Below are 17,476 nucleotides of genomic sequence, written 5' to 3' on the forward strand. Positions count from 1 at the left end.
CGGGCGTCCCGCCCGATTCCAGAGGTGCGGACGGAAGGGCTCAGCTGTCGAGCAGGCGGGAGAAGGTCTCGGCTCGGCGGGAAGGGCGGCCGGTGCGACTTTCGGCGTCGTCGGCGGAGTACATGACCCGTAGGCCGGCGTTGACGGCCAGCCAGCGCAGCGGCTCCGGCTCCCAGCGCGGAGACCGGTGGTTGACCCAGGGCAGTGCGGTCAGTTCGGTCCGCTCACCCCGGATCAGGTCGGCCAGGGTGCGTCCGGCCAGGTTGCTGGTGCCGACACCGTCACCCACGTACCCGCCGGCCCAGGCCAGCCCCTCGCTCGGGTGGTAGCCGACCGAGGCGGTCCAGTCCCGGGTCACCCCGAGCGGCCCACCCCAGGTGTGTGACACGGGCACGTCGGCGCCCAGCACCGGGAAGAGTTCGGTGAGCGTGCGACGCAGCGCCGCGAAGACCCGCGGCTCCCGGTCGTACGCGGCCCGCACCCGCGAGCCGAAATGGTACGGCGCACCCCGCCCGCCGAAGGCGAGCCGACCATCGGCGGTGCGTTGGCCGTAGATGATGACGTGCCGAAGATCCGTGAACGTCTCCCGCTCGACCAGGCCGATGTGGGCCCAGGTGGCCGGTGGGAGCGGCTCGGTGGCGAGCATCAGCGAGTAGACCGGAGCGATGGCCCGCCGCTGCCCGGGCAGCCCCGGGGTGTACCCCTCGGTCGCCCGCACCACCACCGGCGCGCGTACCGTCCCGTGCGGGGTCACCGCCGCGCCTCGACGGATCTGGGTGACCGGGGTCCGTTCGTGGAGGGTCACCCCTCGTCGCTCGACCGCCCGGGCCAGCCCGCGGACCAGCCGGGCCGGATGCACGGTCGCGCAGTGCGGGGTGTACGTGCCACCCCGTACCCCCTCGGCGGCGCACCGGGCCTCGGCCTCGTCGGGACCGAGCAGGGCGAGATCCTCGGCGCCGAAACCGAACTCCCGCGCCTCCAGGACGCTCGCGCGGGCCCGCTGCAGTTGCGGTGCGCTGCGGGCGAGCACGACAGTGCCGGCGTACGCCCAATGGCAGTCGATGCCCTCGGCCGCGACCACCCGGCCGACCTCGCGCACCGTGTCGTGCATGGTGCGCTGCATGGCGATCGCGGCGTCCCGACCGTGCCGACGGGCCAGCCCGGTCAGCGAGGTGGGCAGCAGCGCGGAACACCAGCCGCCGTTGCGCCCGGACGCGCCGAACCCGGCCACCTGGCGCTCCAGCACCACGATGCGCAACGTCGGGTCGGCCTGCGCCAGGTAGTACGCCGTCCAGAGGCCGGTGTAGCCGGCACCGACGATCACCACGTCGGCGTCGGCGTCACCGCCCAGCGTCGGACGCGGAGTCAGCGGCTCGTCGACGGTGGACAGCCAGTACGACAGGTCGTGGTAGGACACGGCGACTCCCGACGCTGCTGGTCGGACCGGACCTGACAGCCCGGCCCGACCAGGATGGACGCTGGCGCGGCCCGGCTTGTGTCAGAGGCGGGACCAGGCCTCGGTGAGTACGGTGCGCAGGATCTGCTCGATCTCGTCGAACTGCTGCTGCCCGGCGATCAGCGGCGGAGCGAGCTGCACCACCGGGTCACCCCGGTCGTCGGCCCGGCAGTAGAGCCCGGCGTCGAAGAGTGCGGTGGAGAGGAAGCCGCGCAGCAGCCGCTCCGACTCGGCCTCGTCGAAGGTCTCCCGGGTGGTCTTGTCCTTGACCAGTTCGATGCCGTAGAAGTAGCCGTCGCCCCGCACGTCGCCGACGATCGGCAGGTCGTGCAGCTTCTCCAGGGTCGACCGGAACGCGCCCTCGTTGGCCCGTACGTGCCCGACGAGGTCCTCCCGGGCGAAGACCTCCAGGTTGGCCAGGGCCACCGCGCAGGAGACCGGGTGACCACCGAAGGTCACCCCGTGGGCGAACATGCCGGTCTCGGTCAGGAACGGCTCCATCAGCCGGTCGCTGGCGATCATCGCGCCGAGTGGGGCGTACCCCGAGGTGATGCCCTTGGCGGTGGTGATGATGTCGGGCTGGTAGCCGTAGCGGACCGCGCCGAAGTACTCGCCGAGCCGCCCCCACGAGCAGATCACCTCGTCGCTGACCAGCAACACGTCGTACGCGTCGCAGATTTCACGGACCCGCTCGAAGTAGCCGGGCGGCGGCGGGAAGCAGCCGCCGGAGTTCTGCACCGGCTCCAGGAAGACCGCCGCGACGGTGTCCGGCCCCTCCCGCTCGATGGCGCGGCCGATCTCGTCGGCGGCCCACCGGCCGAACGCCACCGGGTCGTCGCCGTGCTCCGGCGCCCGGTAGAAGTTGGTGTTCGGCACCTTGATGCCGCCCGGGACCAGCGGCTCGAAGTCGGTCTTGATGCCGGGCAGGCCGGTGATCGACAGGGCACCCATCGAGGTGCCGTGGTAGGCGATGTACCGGCTGACCACCTTGTGCTTGGTCGGCTTGCCGACCCGCTTGAAGTACGCCCGGGCCAGCTTCCAGGCCGCCTCCACCGCCTCGGAGCCGCCGGTGGTGAAGAAGACCCGGTTCAGGTCGCCGGGGGTGAGGCTGGAGATCCGTTCGGCCAGCTCGACGGCGGTCGGGTGGGCGTACGACCAGAGCGGGAAGTAGGCCAGCTCGCCGGCCTGCTTGGCGGCGGCCTCCGCCAACTCGGTGCGCCCGTGGCCGGCGTTGACGACGAAGAGCCCGGCGAGCCCGTCCAGGTAGCGGCGACCCTGCGCGTCCCAGACGTACGCTCCTTCGCCGCGCACGATGGTCGGCACCTCGCCTGCGGAGTAGCTCGCCATCCGGGTGAAGTGCATCCAGAGGTGGTCGGTGGCGTTGGCCATGTCAGCCCCATCGGTCTCGGGCCGGTCAGGGGTCACCGGCCGCTCTGCCCACGGTTATCCCACAGTCAAGCGACGAATGGCAAGTGCAATCGGTTGACCAGGCGGCCATTGGCGACGGATTTAGCAAGTCCGGGCCTTGCGGGCAACGGAATCCGTACCGGAGTGTGACGCATGTCGGCTCCGGGGTCGCTGGTGGGGCCGGGCCGGGTGGGTGGGGGCATGTCGAGGGCGATTGGGGGGCGTTTCGGGGACGTTTGAAGTGCGCGAAACAGTCCTTACGCGACACGCCGGGACCGGGCGGACAGGGCCACCCAGGGTGGCTAGCGTGCTGCGCAACGTCACGGGTTGGGGTGGAGGTCGGGAGATGAACGAGGTGCTGCGGCTGGCGATGGCGAACAAGGGGGAGACGGCTGAGTCGTTGGCCGGGAAGGTTGGCGTCGACCCGAAGACGGCGGGTCGGTGGATCGCGGACGGGCGGGTTCCGCATCCTCGGACCAGGGTCGCGGTGGCCACGGTGCTCGGGCGGCAGGCCGAGGAGCTGTGGCCCGAGCCGTTTCGCCGCCGCGATCTGCCGTGGTTCCGGGAGTGGGCGGATCTGGAGCAGAAGGCCAGCTCACTCCGATCATATGAGCCGCTGTTGGTGCCGGGGTTGCTGCAGACCGAGGCGTACGCCCGGGGGGTGCTGGCCACCGGCGGCCTGTTGTCGCCGACGGAGGTCGAGGAGATCGTCGCGGGGCGGATGGCGCGGCAGCGGGTGTTGGAGCGGGAGAGTCCGCTCCAGCTGGTGGCGGTGATCGACGAGGTGGTGCTGCGTCGGCAGGTGGGCGGCGATCGGGCGGTGATGGTCGGGCAACTCGGCCACCTGGCGGAGTTGAGCGAGCGGGAGCACGTGCAGGTGCGGGTGATTCCGGCGGAGAACCCTTGGCACACCGGGCTGGCCGGGCCGTTCGTGCTGGCCCGCACGCCGGACAGCGGCGAGGCGGCCTATCTGGACAATCAGCTGCGCGGTCAGGTGGTGACCGAGCGTGCCGACCTTGCTAGCCTGAGCGCGAGATGGGAGAGCGTCACCGGTGAGGCGCTGCCCCGTCGCCAATCCATCGAGCTGATCAGGGAAGTGGCGACGACATGGAGATGACCGGCGCCCGTTGGCGCACCGCCACCCGCAGCAGCAACAACGGCGGCAACTGTGTCGAGGTGGCCGACAACCTGCCCGGCCGGATCCTGGTGCGCGACAGCAAGGACCGGGCCGGTGGCGTCCTGACCTTCACCCCCGACGTCTGGCGCGCCTTCGTCGCCGCCACCGGGCGCCGACCCGGCCGCTGACTGTCGCGGTTCGCCGCGCCGGGCTGGCTGATCGACTCCGTTTCGCCGTAACGGCGGGGTCGACGCCGCCCTGATACCGCCGATACGGCGAAACGGAGCCGATCAAGCAGGGTGGGTCAGGCGGTGCCCCAGGTGTAGGTCTGCTTGCGGAGTTTGAGGTAGACGAACGCCTCGGTGGAGACGACGCCGGTGACAGCGCGCAGGCGTTGCAGGATCTCCAGCAGGTGCTCGTCGTTGCGGCAGACCACCTCGGCCAGCAGGTCGAACGAGCCGGCGGTGATCACCACGTAGTCGACCTCGTCGAACTCGGCGATCCGGTCGGCGACCGACTCCAGGTCACCATCGGTACGCAGGCCGATCATGGCCTGTCGGGGGAAGCCGAGTTGGAGCGGGTCGGTCACCGCGACGATCTGCATCACCCCGGCGTCGAGCAGGCGCTGCACCCGTTGGCGTACGGCTGCTTCGGAGAGCCCGACCGCCTTGCCGATGGTGGCGTACGGTCGGCGTCCGTCCTGCTGCAACTGCTCGATGATCTGCTTGGCCACGTCGTCGAGCAGGGCGTGGCTCGCGCCCTCGCGCACACTGACCCGGCGGCCCCCGTTGCCGTTGCCGTTGTCGTGCTGCCGGTTCGTCATCGACCGCTCCCCATGTCCGTCACCGGGCTGAGCCTAATGCCATCGGTGAGTTTGGCGTAATTCGTCGTCGGAAGCTAATGCGGCAACGGAATCCCTTGTACGAGAGGGTTCCTCATGTCAGGATCAGTCGTCCATCGCCATTGATCCTCCCGTCGGCGCGCCACCCCCGTCCCGCCGCCGACCGATCAATAGGAGTCGTCACATGCGTAGTGCCTTCCGGCCCCTCACCCGGCGTGGTCTGCTCACCGGCACCCTCGGTTCGGCTGCGCTGCTCGCTGCGGGTGGCTCCCTCGCCGGCTGTGGCACCCCGGCCGCCCAACAGACCGAGGCCGGCTGCGTCAGCGAGGACCTTTCCGGTACGGAGAAGAAGCTCGCCTTCTCCAACTGGCCGCAGTACATGGACGTCGACGATGACGACAACGCCAAGCGACCCTCGTTGGACGGATTCGTCAGCAAGACCGGCATTCAGGTGGCCTACACCGAGGATGTCAACGACAACAACGAGTTCTTCGGCAAGGTGCAGAACCAGCTTGCCGCGTGCCAGGGCACCGGGCGGGACATCATGGTGCTCACCGACTGGATGGCCGCCCGGATGATCCGGCTGGGCTGGATCCAGAAGCTGGACAAGGCGAACCTGCCGAACGTCGAGGCGAACCTGCTGCCGTCGCTGCGCAACCGCCCCTTCGACGTGGACAACCATCTCGCCGTACCGTGGCAGTCCGGTCTGGCCGGGCTGGCCTACAACGGCCGGGTCACCGGTGAGCTGCGTACGCTCGACGAACTGCTCACCCGCCCGGATCTCAAGGGCAAGGTGACCGCGTTGACCGAAATGCGTGACACCATGGGGCTGATGTTGATGTCCAACGGGCACAACCCGTCCGACTTCACCAGCAACCAGTTCGACGACGCGCTCAACAAGCTCAAGCGGGCCGTCGACTCCGGGCAGATCCGCCGGTTCACCGGTAACGACTACGCGCCCGACCTGGCCAAGGGGGACATCGCGGCGTGCATCGGCTGGTCCGGTGACATCATCCAACTCGGCTTCGACGACGAGCAGATCAAGTTCGTGGTGCCCGATTCCGGGGTGATGCTCTGGTCGGACAACATGCTGGTGCCGAACAAGGCGACCCACAAGGCCAACGCCGAAGCGCTGATCAACTACTACTACGACCCTGCGGTCGCCGCCCAACTCGCCGCCTACGTCAACTACATCTGCCCGGTGCAGGGCGCGCAGGCGGAGATGGAGAAGATCGACCCGGAGCTGGCCGCCAACCCGTTGATCTTCCCCGACGAGGCCATCCTCTCCAAGGCGCGGGTCTTCATGGCGTTGGACGAGAAGCAGGAGCGCGAGTACGAGACCAAGTTCCAGCAGGTTATCGGAGCGTGACGATGGCGCGGGAGACACCGGCGGGCGACCTGCGCCTGGCCAACCTCACCAAGACGTTCGGCGCGTTCACCGCCGTCGACGATCTCAGCCTGACGATCGGCCAGGGCTCGTTCTTCGCCCTGCTCGGTGCCTCCGGCTGCGGCAAGACGACCACGTTGCGGATGATCGCCGGGCTGGAGGAGCCGACCAGCGGGCAGGTGCTGCTCGGTGACCGGGACATCGCCGGGCTGCGCCCGTACAAGCGGCCGGTCAACACGGTGTTCCAGAGCTACGCCCTCTTTCCGCACCTGGACATCTTCGAGAACGTGGCATTCGGGCTGCGTCGACGCGGCATCCGGTCGGTGGACAGCCAGGTGCGCGAGATGCTGTCGCTGGTGCAACTCGACGGGTACGAGCGACGTCGCCCGACCCAGCTCTCCGGCGGGCAGCAGCAGCGGGTCGCGCTGGCCCGGGCGCTGATCAACCACCCGCAGGTGCTGCTGCTCGACGAGCCGCTGGGCGCGCTGGACCTCAAACTGCGTCGTCAGATGCAGATCGAACTCAAGCGGATCCAGACCGAGGTCGGCATCACCTTCGTGCACGTCACCCACGACCAGGAGGAGGCTATGACGATGGCCGACACGGTCGCGGTGATGAACGCCGGGCGGATCGAGCAACTCGGCGCACCTGCCGACATCTACGAGTTCCCGGCCACCGCGTTCGTGGCCAACTTCCTCGGCCAGTCCAACCTGATCGCCGGTGAGGTCTCCGGCAGCAACGGCGACGACACCCTGGTCACCGCGCGAGGGGCGCGGTTCTCCGTGCCGTCGGCCCGGGCCCGCACCGACCAGGGCCCGGTCTACCTGGGCGTACGCCCGGAGAAGCTGCACCTGGCCGGGGCCGCCGTGCAGGTGCCCGCCGGCAGTCAGCATCTCGAAGGGACCATCTCCGACGCCTCGTACGTCGGGGTGAGCACCCAGTATCTGCTGCGCACCAGTTGGGGCACGGAGCTGAGCGTGTTCGTCGCCAACAGCGGGACCCAGCAGCGCTTCGCCGTCGGGGAGCGGGCCGTGGCGTACTGGGACCCCCGGCACGCCTTCCTGCTCGGCCGCCGCGCCGACGAGGACGACCGCACCACACCGGTGCTCGACCAGCCGGTGGGCGCTTCCTCATGAGCATCCTGGCGCACGTACCCACCGGATCCGGGCAGCCGGCGTCGCCGCCGCAAGCTGCCCGATCGGCGCGGTACCGGTTCCTGCCGTACCTGCTGTTGTTGCCCGGCGCGGCCTGGCTGCTGCTGTTCTTCGCCGTGCCGCTGGTGCAGCTCGCCTCGGCCAGCCTCTACGACCCGGAGGGCTCACTCTCCACCGGGTACGCGCTGACCTGGGCCTTCGGTAACTATCCGACGGCGCTGCAGCAGTACTGGCCGCAGTTCAGCCGGTCGTTCCTGTACGCCGGCATGGCGCTGGTGCTGGCGCTGCTGATGGGCTACCCGCTGGCGTACGCGATCGCGCAGAAGGCCGGCCGCTGGAAGAACCTGCTGCTGGTCTGCGTGGTGGCGCCCATGTTCACCAGCTTCCTGGTGCGCACCCTGGCCTGGAAGACCATTCTGTCGGACAACGGTTGGCTGGTCGGGCTGCTGCGCGACGTGCACCTGCTCGGGCCGGACGGGCGGCTGCTGGCCACCCCGATCGCCGTGGTGCTCGGCCTGACGTACAACTTCCTGCCGTTCCTGGTGCTGCCGCTGTACGCGAGCCTGGAGCGGCTCGACTACCGGCTGCTGGAGGCCTCCAGCGACCTGTACGCCAGTCCGCTGAAGACCTTCCGTCGGGTCACCCTGCCGCTGTCGATGCCCGGTCTGATCGCCGGCACCCTGCTCTTCTTCATCCCGGCGACAGGTGACTACATCAACGCCGAACTGCTGGGCACCCCGAACCAGTACATGATCGGCAACGTCATCGACTCGGCCTTCCTGGTCCGGCTGGACTACCCGCAGGGCGCGGCCCTGTCGTTCCTGCTGATGTCGGCGATCCTCGCGGTGGTCTTCGTCTACCTGCGCCGGGCCGGTACGGAGGAAGTCCTATGAGCCGGGTCTCTCGCTGGTTCGCCCAGCACTGGGTGATGGGGGTCGCGCTGCTGGTGCTCGGCTACCTGTTCCTGCCGATCGCCGTGGTCGCCGCGCTGTCGTTCAACCGCCCGTCGAGCCGACTGTCGTACGACTTCAACGAGTTCACCCTCGACAACTGGCGCAACCCGTGCGCCACCTCCGACATGTGCGACGCGGTGCTGCGCAGTGCGCAGATCGGCTTCCTCGCCACCGTGGCCGCCACCGCGCTCGGCACGCTTATGGCGTTCGCGCTGGTCCGGCACCGGTTCCGGGGCCGTTCCGGGCTCAACGTGCTGATCTTCCTGCCGATGGCCACCCCGGAACTGGTGATGGGCACCTCGCTGCTCGCCCTCTTCGTCGCCGGTGGGGTGCCGCTGGGCTTCTGGACCATCGTCATCGCGCACGTGATGTTCTGCCTGTCGTTCGTGGTGGTGACGGTCAAGGCGCGGCTGGCCGGGATGGACCGGCGGCTGGAGGAGGCCGCGATGGACCTGTACGCCAGCGAATGGCAGACGTTCCGCCGGATCACCCTGCCGCTGGTGCTGCCCGGCATCGTCGCCGCCGCCCTGCTGGCCTTCTCGCTGAGCTTCGACGACTTCATCATCACGAACTTCAACTCCGGCACGACCGTCACGTTCCCGATGTACGTCTGGGGTGCCGCCCAGCGGGGCATCCCGCCGCAGGTAAACGTCATCGGCACGGCCATGTTCGCGATCGCGTTGCTGCTGGTGCTGGCCACCATGCTGCGGGGGCGGCGGGTCCGCCGGTCGGCGATCACGGCGGCCGTTCCGGCGCCCCGGGCGGCCAGCCGGTCATGAACCTCCCGCCGCCCGGCCGGGCCCTCACCGACGCGGTACGCGCACCGTACTGGCTCGACCGGCCGGAGCGCCCCGACCCGGTGCCGCCGCTGGCCGGGCCGACAAGCGCCGACCTGCTGGTGATCGGTGGCGGGTACGGCGGGTTGTGGGCCGCCCTGCTGGCCAAGCAGGCCGACCCGGGACGGGACGTGCTGCTGGTGGAGGCGGGCAGCTGCGGCTGGGCGGCGTCCGGACGCAACGGCGGGTTCTGCGCCGCCTCGCTGACCCACGGGCTGGCCAACGGGGTGCAACGCTTCCCCGACGAGATCGACGAGTTGGAGCGGCTCGGCCGGGAGAACCTGGACGCCATCGCGGCGACCGTGGCCGCGTACGGCATCGACTGCGACTTCGAACGCACCGGCGAGTTGGCGGTGGCGGTCGAGCCGTACCAGCTCGACGGGTTGGCCGAGGACGTCGCGTTGGCCCGCCGGTACGGCCACGACGTCAGCCTGCTCGACGCCGACGAGGTGCGGGCCGAGGTGGACTCACCGACGTACCTCGGCGGGTTGTGGGACCGCGACCGGGTGGCGATGCTCGACCCGGCGCGACTGGTCTGGGGGCTGCGTCGGGCCTGCCTCGACCTCGGCGTACGCATCCACGAGCACACCCGGGTGACCGGGCTGCGCCGGGCCGGTGCGGCGCTGCTCGCCGAGACCACAGGCGCCGACGGCGTGCCCGGGGCGGTACGCGCCGACCGGGTGGTGCTGGCCACCAACGCGTTCCCGCCGCTGCTGCGCCGGCTGCGCGCCTGGGTGGTGCCGGTGTACGACTACGCGCTGATGACCGAACCGTTGACGCCCGCGCAGCGCGACGCCATCGGCTGGCGCAACCGGCAGGGATTGGCGGACACCGGCAACCAGTTCCACTACTACCGGATCACCGGCGACGGTCGGATCCTGTTCGGCGGCTACGACGCGGTCTACCACTACGGCAACCGGATGGCCCCCGCCCTGGAACAGCGCGACGCCACCTTCACGGCCCTGGCCACGCACTTCTTCACCACCTTTCCGCAACTGGCCGACCTGCGGTTCAGCCACCGGTGGGGCGGGGTGATCGACACCTGCACCCGGTTCTGCGCGTTCTTCGGCACCGCGTACGACGGGCGACTGGCGTACGCGGGCGGCTACACCGGGCTGGGGGTCGGGGCGACCCGGTTCGGTGCCCGCGTCCTGCTCGACCTGGTCGCCGGGGCGGACACCCCGCTGACCCGGCTCGCCCTGGTGCGCGACAAGCCGCTGCCGTTCCCGCCCGAACCGGCCCGCGCGGTCGGCATCGGGTTCACCCGCTGGTCCCTGGCCCGCGCCGATGCGCATGAAGGGCGGCGCAACCTCTGGCTCCGTACGCTCGATCGGGTTGGTTTGGGGTTTGATTCCTGATGCGTGTTCTGCTTGTCGGCGCTGGTGGGGTCGGTGCCGCCGTGGTCGCCATCGCGGCGCGGCGCGCCTTCTTCGAGGCCATGGTGGTCGCCGACTACGACCCCGCCCGCGCGGCGCGGGCGGTCGACGGCCGCGACGCCCGCTTCGTCGCCGCGACGCTTGACGCCGGCTCCGCCGAGGCGGTCGCCGCGGCCTGCCGCGAGCATCGGATCACCCACGTGCTCAACGCGGTCGACCCGCGGTTCGTCATGCCGATCTTCGAGGGGGCGTACGCGGCCGGCGCCGACTACCTGGACATGGCGATGTCGCTGTCGAAGCCGCACCCGGACCGGCCCTACCGGGAGACCGGCGTCAAGCTCGGCGACGAGCAGTTCGCGGTGGCGCAGCGCTGGGCCGACGCGGGTCGGCTGGCGCTGTGCGGCATCGGCGTGGAACCGGGCCTGTCCGACGTCTTCGCCCGCTACGCCGCCGACGAACTCTTCGCCGACATCGACGAGATCGGGGTACGCGACGGGGCGAACCTGACAGTCGACGGCTACGACTTCGCGCCGTCGTTCTCCATCTGGACCACCATCGAGGAATGCCTCAACCCGCCGGTGATCTGGGAGGACGGGCGCGGCTGGTTCACCACCGAGCCGTTCAGCGAACCGGAGGTGTTCCACTTCCCCGCAGGCATCGGGCCGGTCGAGTGCGTCAACGTGGAACACGAGGAGGTGCTGCTGATCCCGCGTTGGGTGCCGGCGAAGCGGGTCACCTTCAAGTACGGCCTCGGCGACGAGTTCATCGAGGTGCTCAAGACGCTGCACAAGCTCGGCCTTTCCGCGACGTCGCCGGTACAGGTGGGCGGGGTGTCGGTGTCGCCGCGCGACGTGGTGGCCGCCTGCCTGCCCGACCCGGCCACCCTCGGCGACCGGATGCGCGGCAGGACCTGCGCCGGCACCTGGGTACGCGGCACCGGTGTCGACGGCCGACCCCGCGAGGTCTACCTCTACCACGTGGTCGACAACGAGTGGTCGATGCGCGAGTACGGCCACCAGGCGGTGGTCTGGCAGACCGCCATCAACCCGGTCGTCGCCCTGGAACTGCTGGCCGGTGGCGCCTGGTCGGGTGTCGGAGTGCTCGGCCCCGAGGCGTTGCCCCCGAAACCCTTCCTCGACCTGCTCACCGACTACGGCTCACCCTGGGGCATGGAGGAACGATGACCCGCTACGGCCCGATGTTCGGCCCCGACGTCACATTCCTCGGCGTGCCACCCTGCACCATCGAGGAACCGGTGACGTACGCCGACGCCGACGTGGTCATCATCGGCGCGCCCTTCGACGGCGGCACCTCACACCGCCCCGGCACCCGGTTCGGCCCGTCGGCCATCCGCCAGGCCTGCTACCTGCCGCACGACGGCTCCCGCCCCTCCCTGGCCCTGCGCGTCGACGCCCTCAAGGACCTGTGCGTGTACGACGCCGGTGACGTGGAGATGTTCTCCGGCGACATCGACCGCTCCCTGGCCGCCCTGGAAACCGCCGTGTACGCGGTGACGTCGGCCGGCGCGATCCCGGTGATCCTCGGCGGCGACCACTCCATCGCCCTGCCCGACGCCACCGGAGTGGCCCGCCACCACGGGCTCGGCCGGGTGTCGCTGCTGCACTTCGACGCCCACGCCGACACCGGGGACATCGAGTTCGGCTCCCTGCACGGGCACGGCCAACCGATGCGTCGACTCATCGAGTCCGGCGCGGTACGCGGCGACCGCTTCCTCCAGATCGGACTGCGCGGCTACTGGCCGGGCCCGGAGACGCTGCGGTGGATGGCCGAGCAGCGGATGCGCTCGTACGAGATGACCGAGATCGTGGCCCGGGGCCTGGACGACTGCCTGTCCGAGGCGTTCGACATCGCCACCGACGAGTGCGAGGGAGTCTTCCTCTCCGTCGACGTGGACGTGGTCGACCCGGGCATGGCACCCGGCACCGGCACCCCCGAGCCCGGTGGCTTCACCTCCCGCCAACTGCTCGACGCGGTCCGCCGGGCCTGCTACGAACTCCCGATCGTCGGAGTCGACGTGGTCGAGGTCGCCCCACCGTACGACCACGCCGACATCACCGCCTACCTGGGCAACCGCATCGTCCTGGAAGCCCTCTCCGCCATCGCCCGCCGCCGCCACGACGCCACCGGCACCCCACCCTGGACCCCCACCCAACCCCTCCTCGACTCCCGCTGACCCCACCTCCCCGCCCCGCCCTCCCCACCCTCACGCCCGCGCCCTCTCACGCCCGCGCCCGCGCCCCGCGCTCCAGCCCCGTCGATCTTGCACTTTTGGTCGGGGAATACGGGACATAAGACGTGAATCGGCGACGGTAAGTGCAAGATCGACGAGGTGGGGTGGGGGTGGGGGTGGGGTGGGGGTGGGGGTGTTTAGCACGAGGGAGGGGGTGGGTGGGGGTTATCCACAGGGCGGGTGGTTGTCCACAGGGGGCGGGTGCGGGGTGGAGGGGTGGGCGGAGTGCGGGGCAGGGTGCCGGGATGACTGCTCAACTGTGGCGGGTGGAAACCCTGATGCGCACACTGACCGCCCGTCGGCTTCGTACCCGGCTCAGCCGGGAGGAACTGCGCCGGGTGCGGCGAGGTGTCTACTCCGATCAGCCCGTTGACGACGAGGATGAATTACGGGCGCTCCTGCTGTGCCTGCCGGCGGGGACCATGCTGGCCCGGCAGACGGCGGCCCGGCGGCACGGATTCGGCGTACTGCGCGACGATCTCGTGCACGTCCAGGTGCCGCCCAGCGTGCCGAAGCCCCGGCTGCCCGGGCTGGTGGTGCATCACTGCGTGCTGCCGGTGCAGCCGGTCCTCGTGCAGGGGCTGCCATGCGTACCGGCGGCGCGCTGTGCGATCGACCTCGCGCGTACCGTGTCGCGGTTCGATGCCCTTCCCGTCCTGGATTCCGCGCTGCGCGCCGAGGCGGTGACGCCGGACGATCTGCTGGCCGAGGTGTCCGCACATCGCGGGCTACGCGGGGTGCGGCAGGCGCGCGAACTGGTGCCGCTCGCGGACGGCCGGGCGGAATGCCGTCAGGAGAGCCAACTGCGGCTGGTGCTGCTGGACGGCCGGCTGCCTCCACCCGAGCCGCAACTGTGGGTTCCGGACCGCTACGGCGCGCTGCGTTACCGCCTTGACCTCGGCTACCGGGAGCGCAGGGTCGGCATCGAGTACGACGGCCTCACCCACCTGGATCGCGATGCCCTGCGGTACGACCGGGAGCGCGTCAACTGGCTCGACGCGCAGGGCTGGCGGATGCGCTACTTCACGGACCGCGACCTCTACCGCCGCCCCGCCCACATCGTCGCCACCATCCGAGCCGCCCTCTCCTGACCGACCCCGCCTCCCACCGCGTCATCCCCTCCCGCCCCTCCCGCCCCTCCCGCCCCCTCCCGCCCCCTCCCGCCCCTCCCGCCCGCTCCGGCCCCGCGATCTTGCACTTTTTGTCGTCACAAAAGGGATGTAACTAGTCAAATGTGCGACCGCAAGTGCAAGATCGCGGGGCTGGGCGAGGTCGGGGTGGGCTGGGCGAGGTCGGGGTGGGCTGGGCGAGGTCGGGGTGGGCTGGGCGAGGTCGGGGTGGGGTGGGCGAGGTCGGGGTGGGGTGGGTGGGGTGGGGGCGTGAGGTGGGTCACTTTGAGGGGGTGGGGAGGGGGTGTTTGGGGGGTGGTTGGGGTTGCTGGAGGGGGTTGGAGGGCCTGGACTTGTGGTCGGGGCGGGGGCGTGGAGGATTGCGGCGGCAGGCGCTTACAGAACCCTTAACTCCGGCCTGCGAACGTGTGCCGGACAGTTGCGGATCACGGGGGAGTGCACGTGCGGGTGTTGGTGGCGGACGACGAGCGTTTGCTGGCGGACACGGTCGCCGAGGGGTTGCGCCAGTTTTCGATGGCGGTCGACGTCTGTTACGACGGCGGCGGTGCCCTGGAGCGGATCGGGGTGAACCGTTACGACGTTGCCGTGCTGGACCGGGACATGCCGGTACACACAGGTGACGAGGTGTGCCGCAGCCTCGCCGAATCCGGGGCCACCACGCGGGTGCTGCTGCTCACCGCCGCCGCCGGCATCCGGGACCGGGTGGAGGGGCTCGGTCTCGGTGCGGACGACTACCTGACCAAGCCGTTCGCCTTCGCCGAGTTGGTGGCGCGGGTGCAGGCGCTCGGGCGGCGTTCGGCACCGGCGGTGCCGCCGGTGTTGCGCCAGCACGGTGTGGCGCTGGACGTGGCCCGGCACACGGTGACCCGGGACGACCGCGAGGTCAACCTGAGTCCGAAGGAGTTCGCCGTGTTGCACGTGCTGATGCGCGCGGAGGGGCGGGTGGTCAGCGCGGAGGAACTGCTGGAACAGGCCTGGGACGAGTTCGCCGACCCGTTCACCAACGCCGTCCGGGTCACCGTGATGACGTTGCGTAAGAAGCTCGGCACCCCGCAGATCATCCACACCGTGCCGCGGGCCGGGTACCGGATCGGCGGTGCGAAAGCATGACGCCGCGTCGGCGGATCCTGGTGGTCGGCGCGGCCGCCCTGATCGTCGGGATCGCCATGCCCCTCGTGGTCAAGAGGGTGCTGAACCTGGTGTGGGTCTTCGGCCAGCGGCTCTGCGACGCTGGGCTGCCCGGGGTGCGCACGGCGTGCGGGGCGGCCGGGAGCGTCGTCGGTCAGCTCAGCATGTTGACCGGCCTCGTGGTCCTGGTGATCGCGCTGGTCGGGATCTGGGTCGCCGGGGCGTGGTGTCTGCGTCCGGTGAGTGATCTCGCCGGGCCGATCGCGCACGTCGGGCCGCAGAATCTCGGCCACCGGATCCGGCCGCGCGGCAACGACGAGATGGCCCGGCTGGCCCGTGCCATCGACGACATGATGGAACGCATCGCGGCCGGCTACGAGGGCCAGCGCAGGTTCGCCGCGAACGCCTCGCACGAACTGCGTACGCCGTTGGCGGTGCAGCGGACGCTGATCGAGGTCGGGATGGCCCGTTCGCTCACCGGCGAGCAACTCGAACTGTTGACCAGCCAACTGTTGGAGACCAACGAGCGCAACGAGCGGTTGATCGAGGGTCTGCTGGCGCTCAGCGAGAGCGACCAGGGACTGCGGGCACGGCTTCCGCAGCGGCTGGACGAGATCGTCGGCACGGTCCTCGCCGGATACCAGGAACGGGCCGAGGAGGCCGGGGTGACCGTGCAGAGCCACCTGTCACCCCGGGTGGTCATGGGCGAACGGGTGCTGCTGGAACGCCTGGTCAGCAACCTGGTGGAGAACGCGATCAAGTACAACCGGCCGGGCGGGACGCTTACCGTGACGGTCGGCCGGGAACCGGCGCTGACCGTGGTCAACAGCGGTCAGGTGGTGCCGGCCGAGGCGGTGGCCGGGCTCTTCGAGCCGTTCCGCCGACTTGCCCGGGACCGGACGAACCACAGCGGCGGGGCGGGCCTCGGCCTGGCCATCGCCCGCTCGATCACCCAGGCGCACGACGGCCTGATCGCCGCCCGACCGGCTGAGTACGGCGGTCTACGGGTCGACGTCCAGCTACCCAAGGTGCCCTGACCCGGTCCAGCCGACCACGCACCGCACCCGCCCCGACAGCACCGCACCCCACATCGACCGCCGAGCGCGGCAACTCGGCCTTCGGCGTGCCCGGAATCGGGCGCTGCCCGGCAGAGAGGAGCAACATCGTGACCACCCGAGAGCATCCGGCACCGCCCACCAGCGCTGCCCCGGCTCCGACCGGGTCGGCCCACGACGAGCAGTCCGGGTCAGCCCACGGCGGGAAGTACGGGTCGGTGCCGGTCGGGGAGTCCGGGTCGGCGCACGGCGGGCTTTCCGGGCCGGCGTACGACCGGCACGGCGGGGCGGCCGGTGGGCGGCTGGCCTGGGCGGACGTCGCCAAGGGTGGCTGCATCGTCCTGGTCCTGCTCTGGCACGTGATCATGAAGGATTACCTGCAGATCGACTGGCGGCTCACGGTGCCGGTGCCGGGTGCCTGGGGCACCTTCGGTGAGCTGTTGCTGCCGATGCGGATGCCACTGTTCTTCACCATCTCCGGCATGTTCGCGGCCGCCGCCGTGCACCGGCCGTGGCGGGCGGTGGCCCGCTCCCGGGTCGCCAAGTTCCTCTACCTGTACGCCCTCTGGCTGCTGATCCACACCGCCGTGCTGGCCTTCGCCCCGGACTTCCCCACCGACCGGGCGAGCAGCGTGGGCCAACTGCTGGCCCAGCTCACCATCACCCCGTCCAACCTCTGGTACCTGTACGCGCTGGCGCTCTACTTCGTGCTGGCCAAGGCGTTGCGTCGGGTCCACCCGGCGGTGCTGCTGGGCGCAGCGGGCACGCTTGCCGCCGTCGCGGCTACCGGGTTGCTGGACACCCCGGGCAACCGGGGCGGGCTCTACCAGAATCTGGTGTTCTTCCTCGCCGGTCTGCACCTGCGGCCGTACGTGCTGAGGTGGGCGCAGGCGGTGACCGGCCGACGGCTGCTGCTCGCGGCGGCGGCGTACGGCATCGGGTCTGCGGTCCTGCTCGCCACCGACGTCGGCCGGCTGCCCGGCGTGGCGGTGCTGGTGTCCACCGTCGCGGTGCTGTTCGGCATCGCCGGGGCGGTACGCCTCAGCCGGTGGCCGGTGGTCGCCGAACCGTTGGCGGCCCTCGGCCGGCACACACTGCCGATCTACGTGATCCACATGCCGGTGCTCGCCCTGCTGCACCTGCTGATCGCCGACCGGGTCGCCGACCTGGACGAGCCCGCCCGGCTGGCGCTGGCCTTCGGCTTTCCGTTCTCGCTCACCGTCGCCGTGCTGGCGCTGAGCCTGGGCGTGCACCGCACCCTGCTCGCGGCCCGCGCGTGGTGGCTGTTCGACCTGCCCGCTCGGCGGAAGGCCGCGTCGACGTGATCACCACCTGGCCTGCCACCCACCTGACCGGCGTTTCGCCGGCTGAACCAGAAGGAGACG

The 17,476-nt window shown here is 70.5% G+C and carries 16 protein-coding genes; 13 read left to right on the plus strand and 3 right to left on the minus strand.

Translation table 11 applies throughout. The features are described from left to right. Positions 1-40 precede the first annotated feature (40 nt). Positions 41-1,417, minus strand: a complete 1,377-nt coding sequence (locus VAB18032_RS04965) for an NAD(P)/FAD-dependent oxidoreductase (RefSeq protein ID WP_013731691.1) — start codon at positions 1,415-1,417, stop codon at positions 41-43. Between the two features lie 81 nt (positions 1,418-1,498). Then, on the minus strand, positions 1,499-2,845 hold the full coding sequence (locus VAB18032_RS04970) for an aspartate aminotransferase family protein (protein ID WP_013731692.1): 1,347 nt from the start codon (positions 2,843-2,845) through the stop codon (positions 1,499-1,501). Positions 2,846-3,209: 364 nt separating this feature from the next. Here VAB18032_RS04970 and VAB18032_RS04975 point away from each other — a divergent pair, with 364 nt between their 5' ends. Together VAB18032_RS04975 and VAB18032_RS04980 are read left to right on the plus strand one after the other, a co-directional pair. After that, positions 3,210-3,980 carry a helix-turn-helix domain-containing protein gene (locus VAB18032_RS04975; protein ID WP_013731693.1) on the plus strand — a complete coding sequence of 257 codons (771 nt, stop codon included), beginning with the start codon at positions 3,210-3,212 and terminating at the stop codon, positions 3,978-3,980. Next, the gene (locus VAB18032_RS04980) at positions 3,971-4,168 is read left to right on the plus strand and encodes a DUF397 domain-containing protein (protein ID WP_043719752.1); all 198 of its coding nucleotides are present in this window, start codon (positions 3,971-3,973) and stop codon (positions 4,166-4,168) included. Before VAB18032_RS04975 ends, VAB18032_RS04980 begins: the two co-directional genes overlap by 10 nt. 116 nt (positions 4,169-4,284) lie before the next feature. On the opposite strand, the gene VAB18032_RS04985 is transcribed toward VAB18032_RS04980, so the two are convergent. Next, complete coding sequence (locus VAB18032_RS04985; RefSeq protein WP_013731695.1) at positions 4,285-4,803, minus strand: Lrp/AsnC family transcriptional regulator; 519 nt, start codon at positions 4,801-4,803, stop codon at positions 4,285-4,287. A gap of 202 nt (positions 4,804-5,005) precedes the next feature. Between VAB18032_RS04985 and VAB18032_RS04990 the strand changes: the two genes are divergently transcribed. The 11 genes from VAB18032_RS04990 to VAB18032_RS32730 all read left to right on the plus strand — a co-directional run bounded on the left by VAB18032_RS04990 (position 5,006) and on the right by VAB18032_RS32730 (position 17,416). Further along, a complete protein-coding gene (locus VAB18032_RS04990; protein ID WP_013731696.1) occupies positions 5,006-6,190 on the plus strand; it encodes a polyamine ABC transporter substrate-binding protein in 1,185 nt (394 codons plus the stop codon). 2 nt (positions 6,191-6,192) lie between these two features. Continuing rightward, positions 6,193-7,344, plus strand: a complete 1,152-nt coding sequence (locus VAB18032_RS04995; RefSeq protein ID WP_043719755.1) for an ABC transporter ATP-binding protein — start codon at positions 6,193-6,195, stop codon at positions 7,342-7,344. Continuing rightward, positions 7,341-8,255, plus strand: coding sequence for an ABC transporter permease (locus VAB18032_RS05000; RefSeq protein ID WP_013731698.1), 915 nt, complete (start codon positions 7,341-7,343; stop codon positions 8,253-8,255). The genes VAB18032_RS04995 and VAB18032_RS05000 overlap by 4 nt, the downstream gene beginning before the upstream one ends. Beyond that, a complete protein-coding gene (locus VAB18032_RS05005; protein WP_013731699.1) occupies positions 8,252-9,094 on the plus strand; it encodes an ABC transporter permease in 843 nt (280 codons plus the stop codon). Before VAB18032_RS05000 ends, VAB18032_RS05005 begins: the two co-directional genes overlap by 4 nt. After that, positions 9,091-10,509, plus strand: a complete 1,419-nt coding sequence (locus VAB18032_RS05010) for an NAD(P)/FAD-dependent oxidoreductase (RefSeq protein ID WP_013731700.1) — start codon at positions 9,091-9,093, stop codon at positions 10,507-10,509. The genes VAB18032_RS05005 and VAB18032_RS05010 overlap by 4 nt, the downstream gene beginning before the upstream one ends. Further along, on the plus strand, positions 10,509-11,711 hold the full coding sequence (locus VAB18032_RS05015; RefSeq protein WP_013731701.1) for a saccharopine dehydrogenase family protein: 1,203 nt from the start codon (positions 10,509-10,511) through the stop codon (positions 11,709-11,711). Before VAB18032_RS05010 ends, VAB18032_RS05015 begins: the two co-directional genes overlap by 1 nt. Next, positions 11,708-12,721 carry an agmatinase gene (gene speB / locus VAB18032_RS05020; RefSeq protein ID WP_013731702.1) on the plus strand — a complete coding sequence of 338 codons (1,014 nt, stop codon included), beginning with the start codon at positions 11,708-11,710 and terminating at the stop codon, positions 12,719-12,721. The genes VAB18032_RS05015 and speB overlap by 4 nt, the downstream gene beginning before the upstream one ends. Before the next feature lie 302 nt (positions 12,722-13,023). Beyond that, positions 13,024-13,869, plus strand: a complete 846-nt coding sequence (locus VAB18032_RS05025; protein ID WP_050814542.1) for a DUF559 domain-containing protein — start codon at positions 13,024-13,026, stop codon at positions 13,867-13,869. Positions 13,870-14,349: 480 nt separating this feature from the next. Beyond that, on the plus strand, positions 14,350-15,018 hold the full coding sequence (locus VAB18032_RS05030; protein ID WP_043722995.1) for a response regulator transcription factor: 669 nt from the start codon (positions 14,350-14,352) through the stop codon (positions 15,016-15,018). Further along, positions 15,015-16,073: a sensor histidine kinase gene (locus tag VAB18032_RS05035; RefSeq protein WP_013731705.1), complete on the plus strand. Its 1,059-nt coding sequence runs from the start codon at positions 15,015-15,017 to the stop codon at positions 16,071-16,073. The genes VAB18032_RS05030 and VAB18032_RS05035 overlap by 4 nt, the downstream gene beginning before the upstream one ends. 128 nt (positions 16,074-16,201) lie before the next feature. After that, a complete protein-coding gene (locus VAB18032_RS32730; RefSeq protein ID WP_013731706.1) occupies positions 16,202-17,416 on the plus strand; it encodes an acyltransferase family protein in 1,215 nt (404 codons plus the stop codon). Positions 17,417-17,476 lie beyond the last annotated feature (60 nt).

The organism is Micromonospora maris AB-18-032, assembly GCF_000204155.1.
Classification (GTDB): Bacteria; Actinomycetota; Actinomycetes; order Mycobacteriales; family Micromonosporaceae; genus Micromonospora; species Micromonospora gifhornensis.

Coding starts and splice junctions, on each gene's coding strand:
- VAB18032_RS04985 (WP_013731695.1), bottom strand. CDS start 4,803: ATGACGAACCGGCAGCACGACAACGGCAACGGCAACGGGGGCCGCCGG.
- VAB18032_RS05025 (WP_050814542.1), top strand. CDS start 13,024: ATGACTGCTCAACTGTGGCGGGTGGAAACCCTGATGCGCACACTGACC.
- VAB18032_RS05035 (WP_013731705.1), top strand. CDS start 15,015: ATGACGCCGCGTCGGCGGATCCTGGTGGTCGGCGCGGCCGCCCTGATC.
- VAB18032_RS04980 (WP_043719752.1), top strand. CDS start 3,971: ATGGAGATGACCGGCGCCCGTTGGCGCACCGCCACCCGCAGCAGCAAC.
- VAB18032_RS04995 (WP_043719755.1), top strand. CDS start 6,193: ATGGCGCGGGAGACACCGGCGGGCGACCTGCGCCTGGCCAACCTCACC.
- VAB18032_RS04990 (WP_013731696.1), top strand. CDS start 5,006: ATGCGTAGTGCCTTCCGGCCCCTCACCCGGCGTGGTCTGCTCACCGGC.
- VAB18032_RS04970 (WP_013731692.1), bottom strand. CDS start 2,845: ATGGCCAACGCCACCGACCACCTCTGGATGCACTTCACCCGGATGGCG.
- VAB18032_RS05000 (WP_013731698.1), top strand. CDS start 7,341: ATGAGCATCCTGGCGCACGTACCCACCGGATCCGGGCAGCCGGCGTCG.
- VAB18032_RS05005 (WP_013731699.1), top strand. CDS start 8,252: ATGAGCCGGGTCTCTCGCTGGTTCGCCCAGCACTGGGTGATGGGGGTC.
- VAB18032_RS04975 (WP_013731693.1), top strand. CDS start 3,210: ATGAACGAGGTGCTGCGGCTGGCGATGGCGAACAAGGGGGAGACGGCT.
- speB (WP_013731702.1), top strand. CDS start 11,708: ATGACCCGCTACGGCCCGATGTTCGGCCCCGACGTCACATTCCTCGGC.
- VAB18032_RS05010 (WP_013731700.1), top strand. CDS start 9,091: ATGAACCTCCCGCCGCCCGGCCGGGCCCTCACCGACGCGGTACGCGCA.
- VAB18032_RS05015 (WP_013731701.1), top strand. CDS start 10,509: ATGCGTGTTCTGCTTGTCGGCGCTGGTGGGGTCGGTGCCGCCGTGGTC.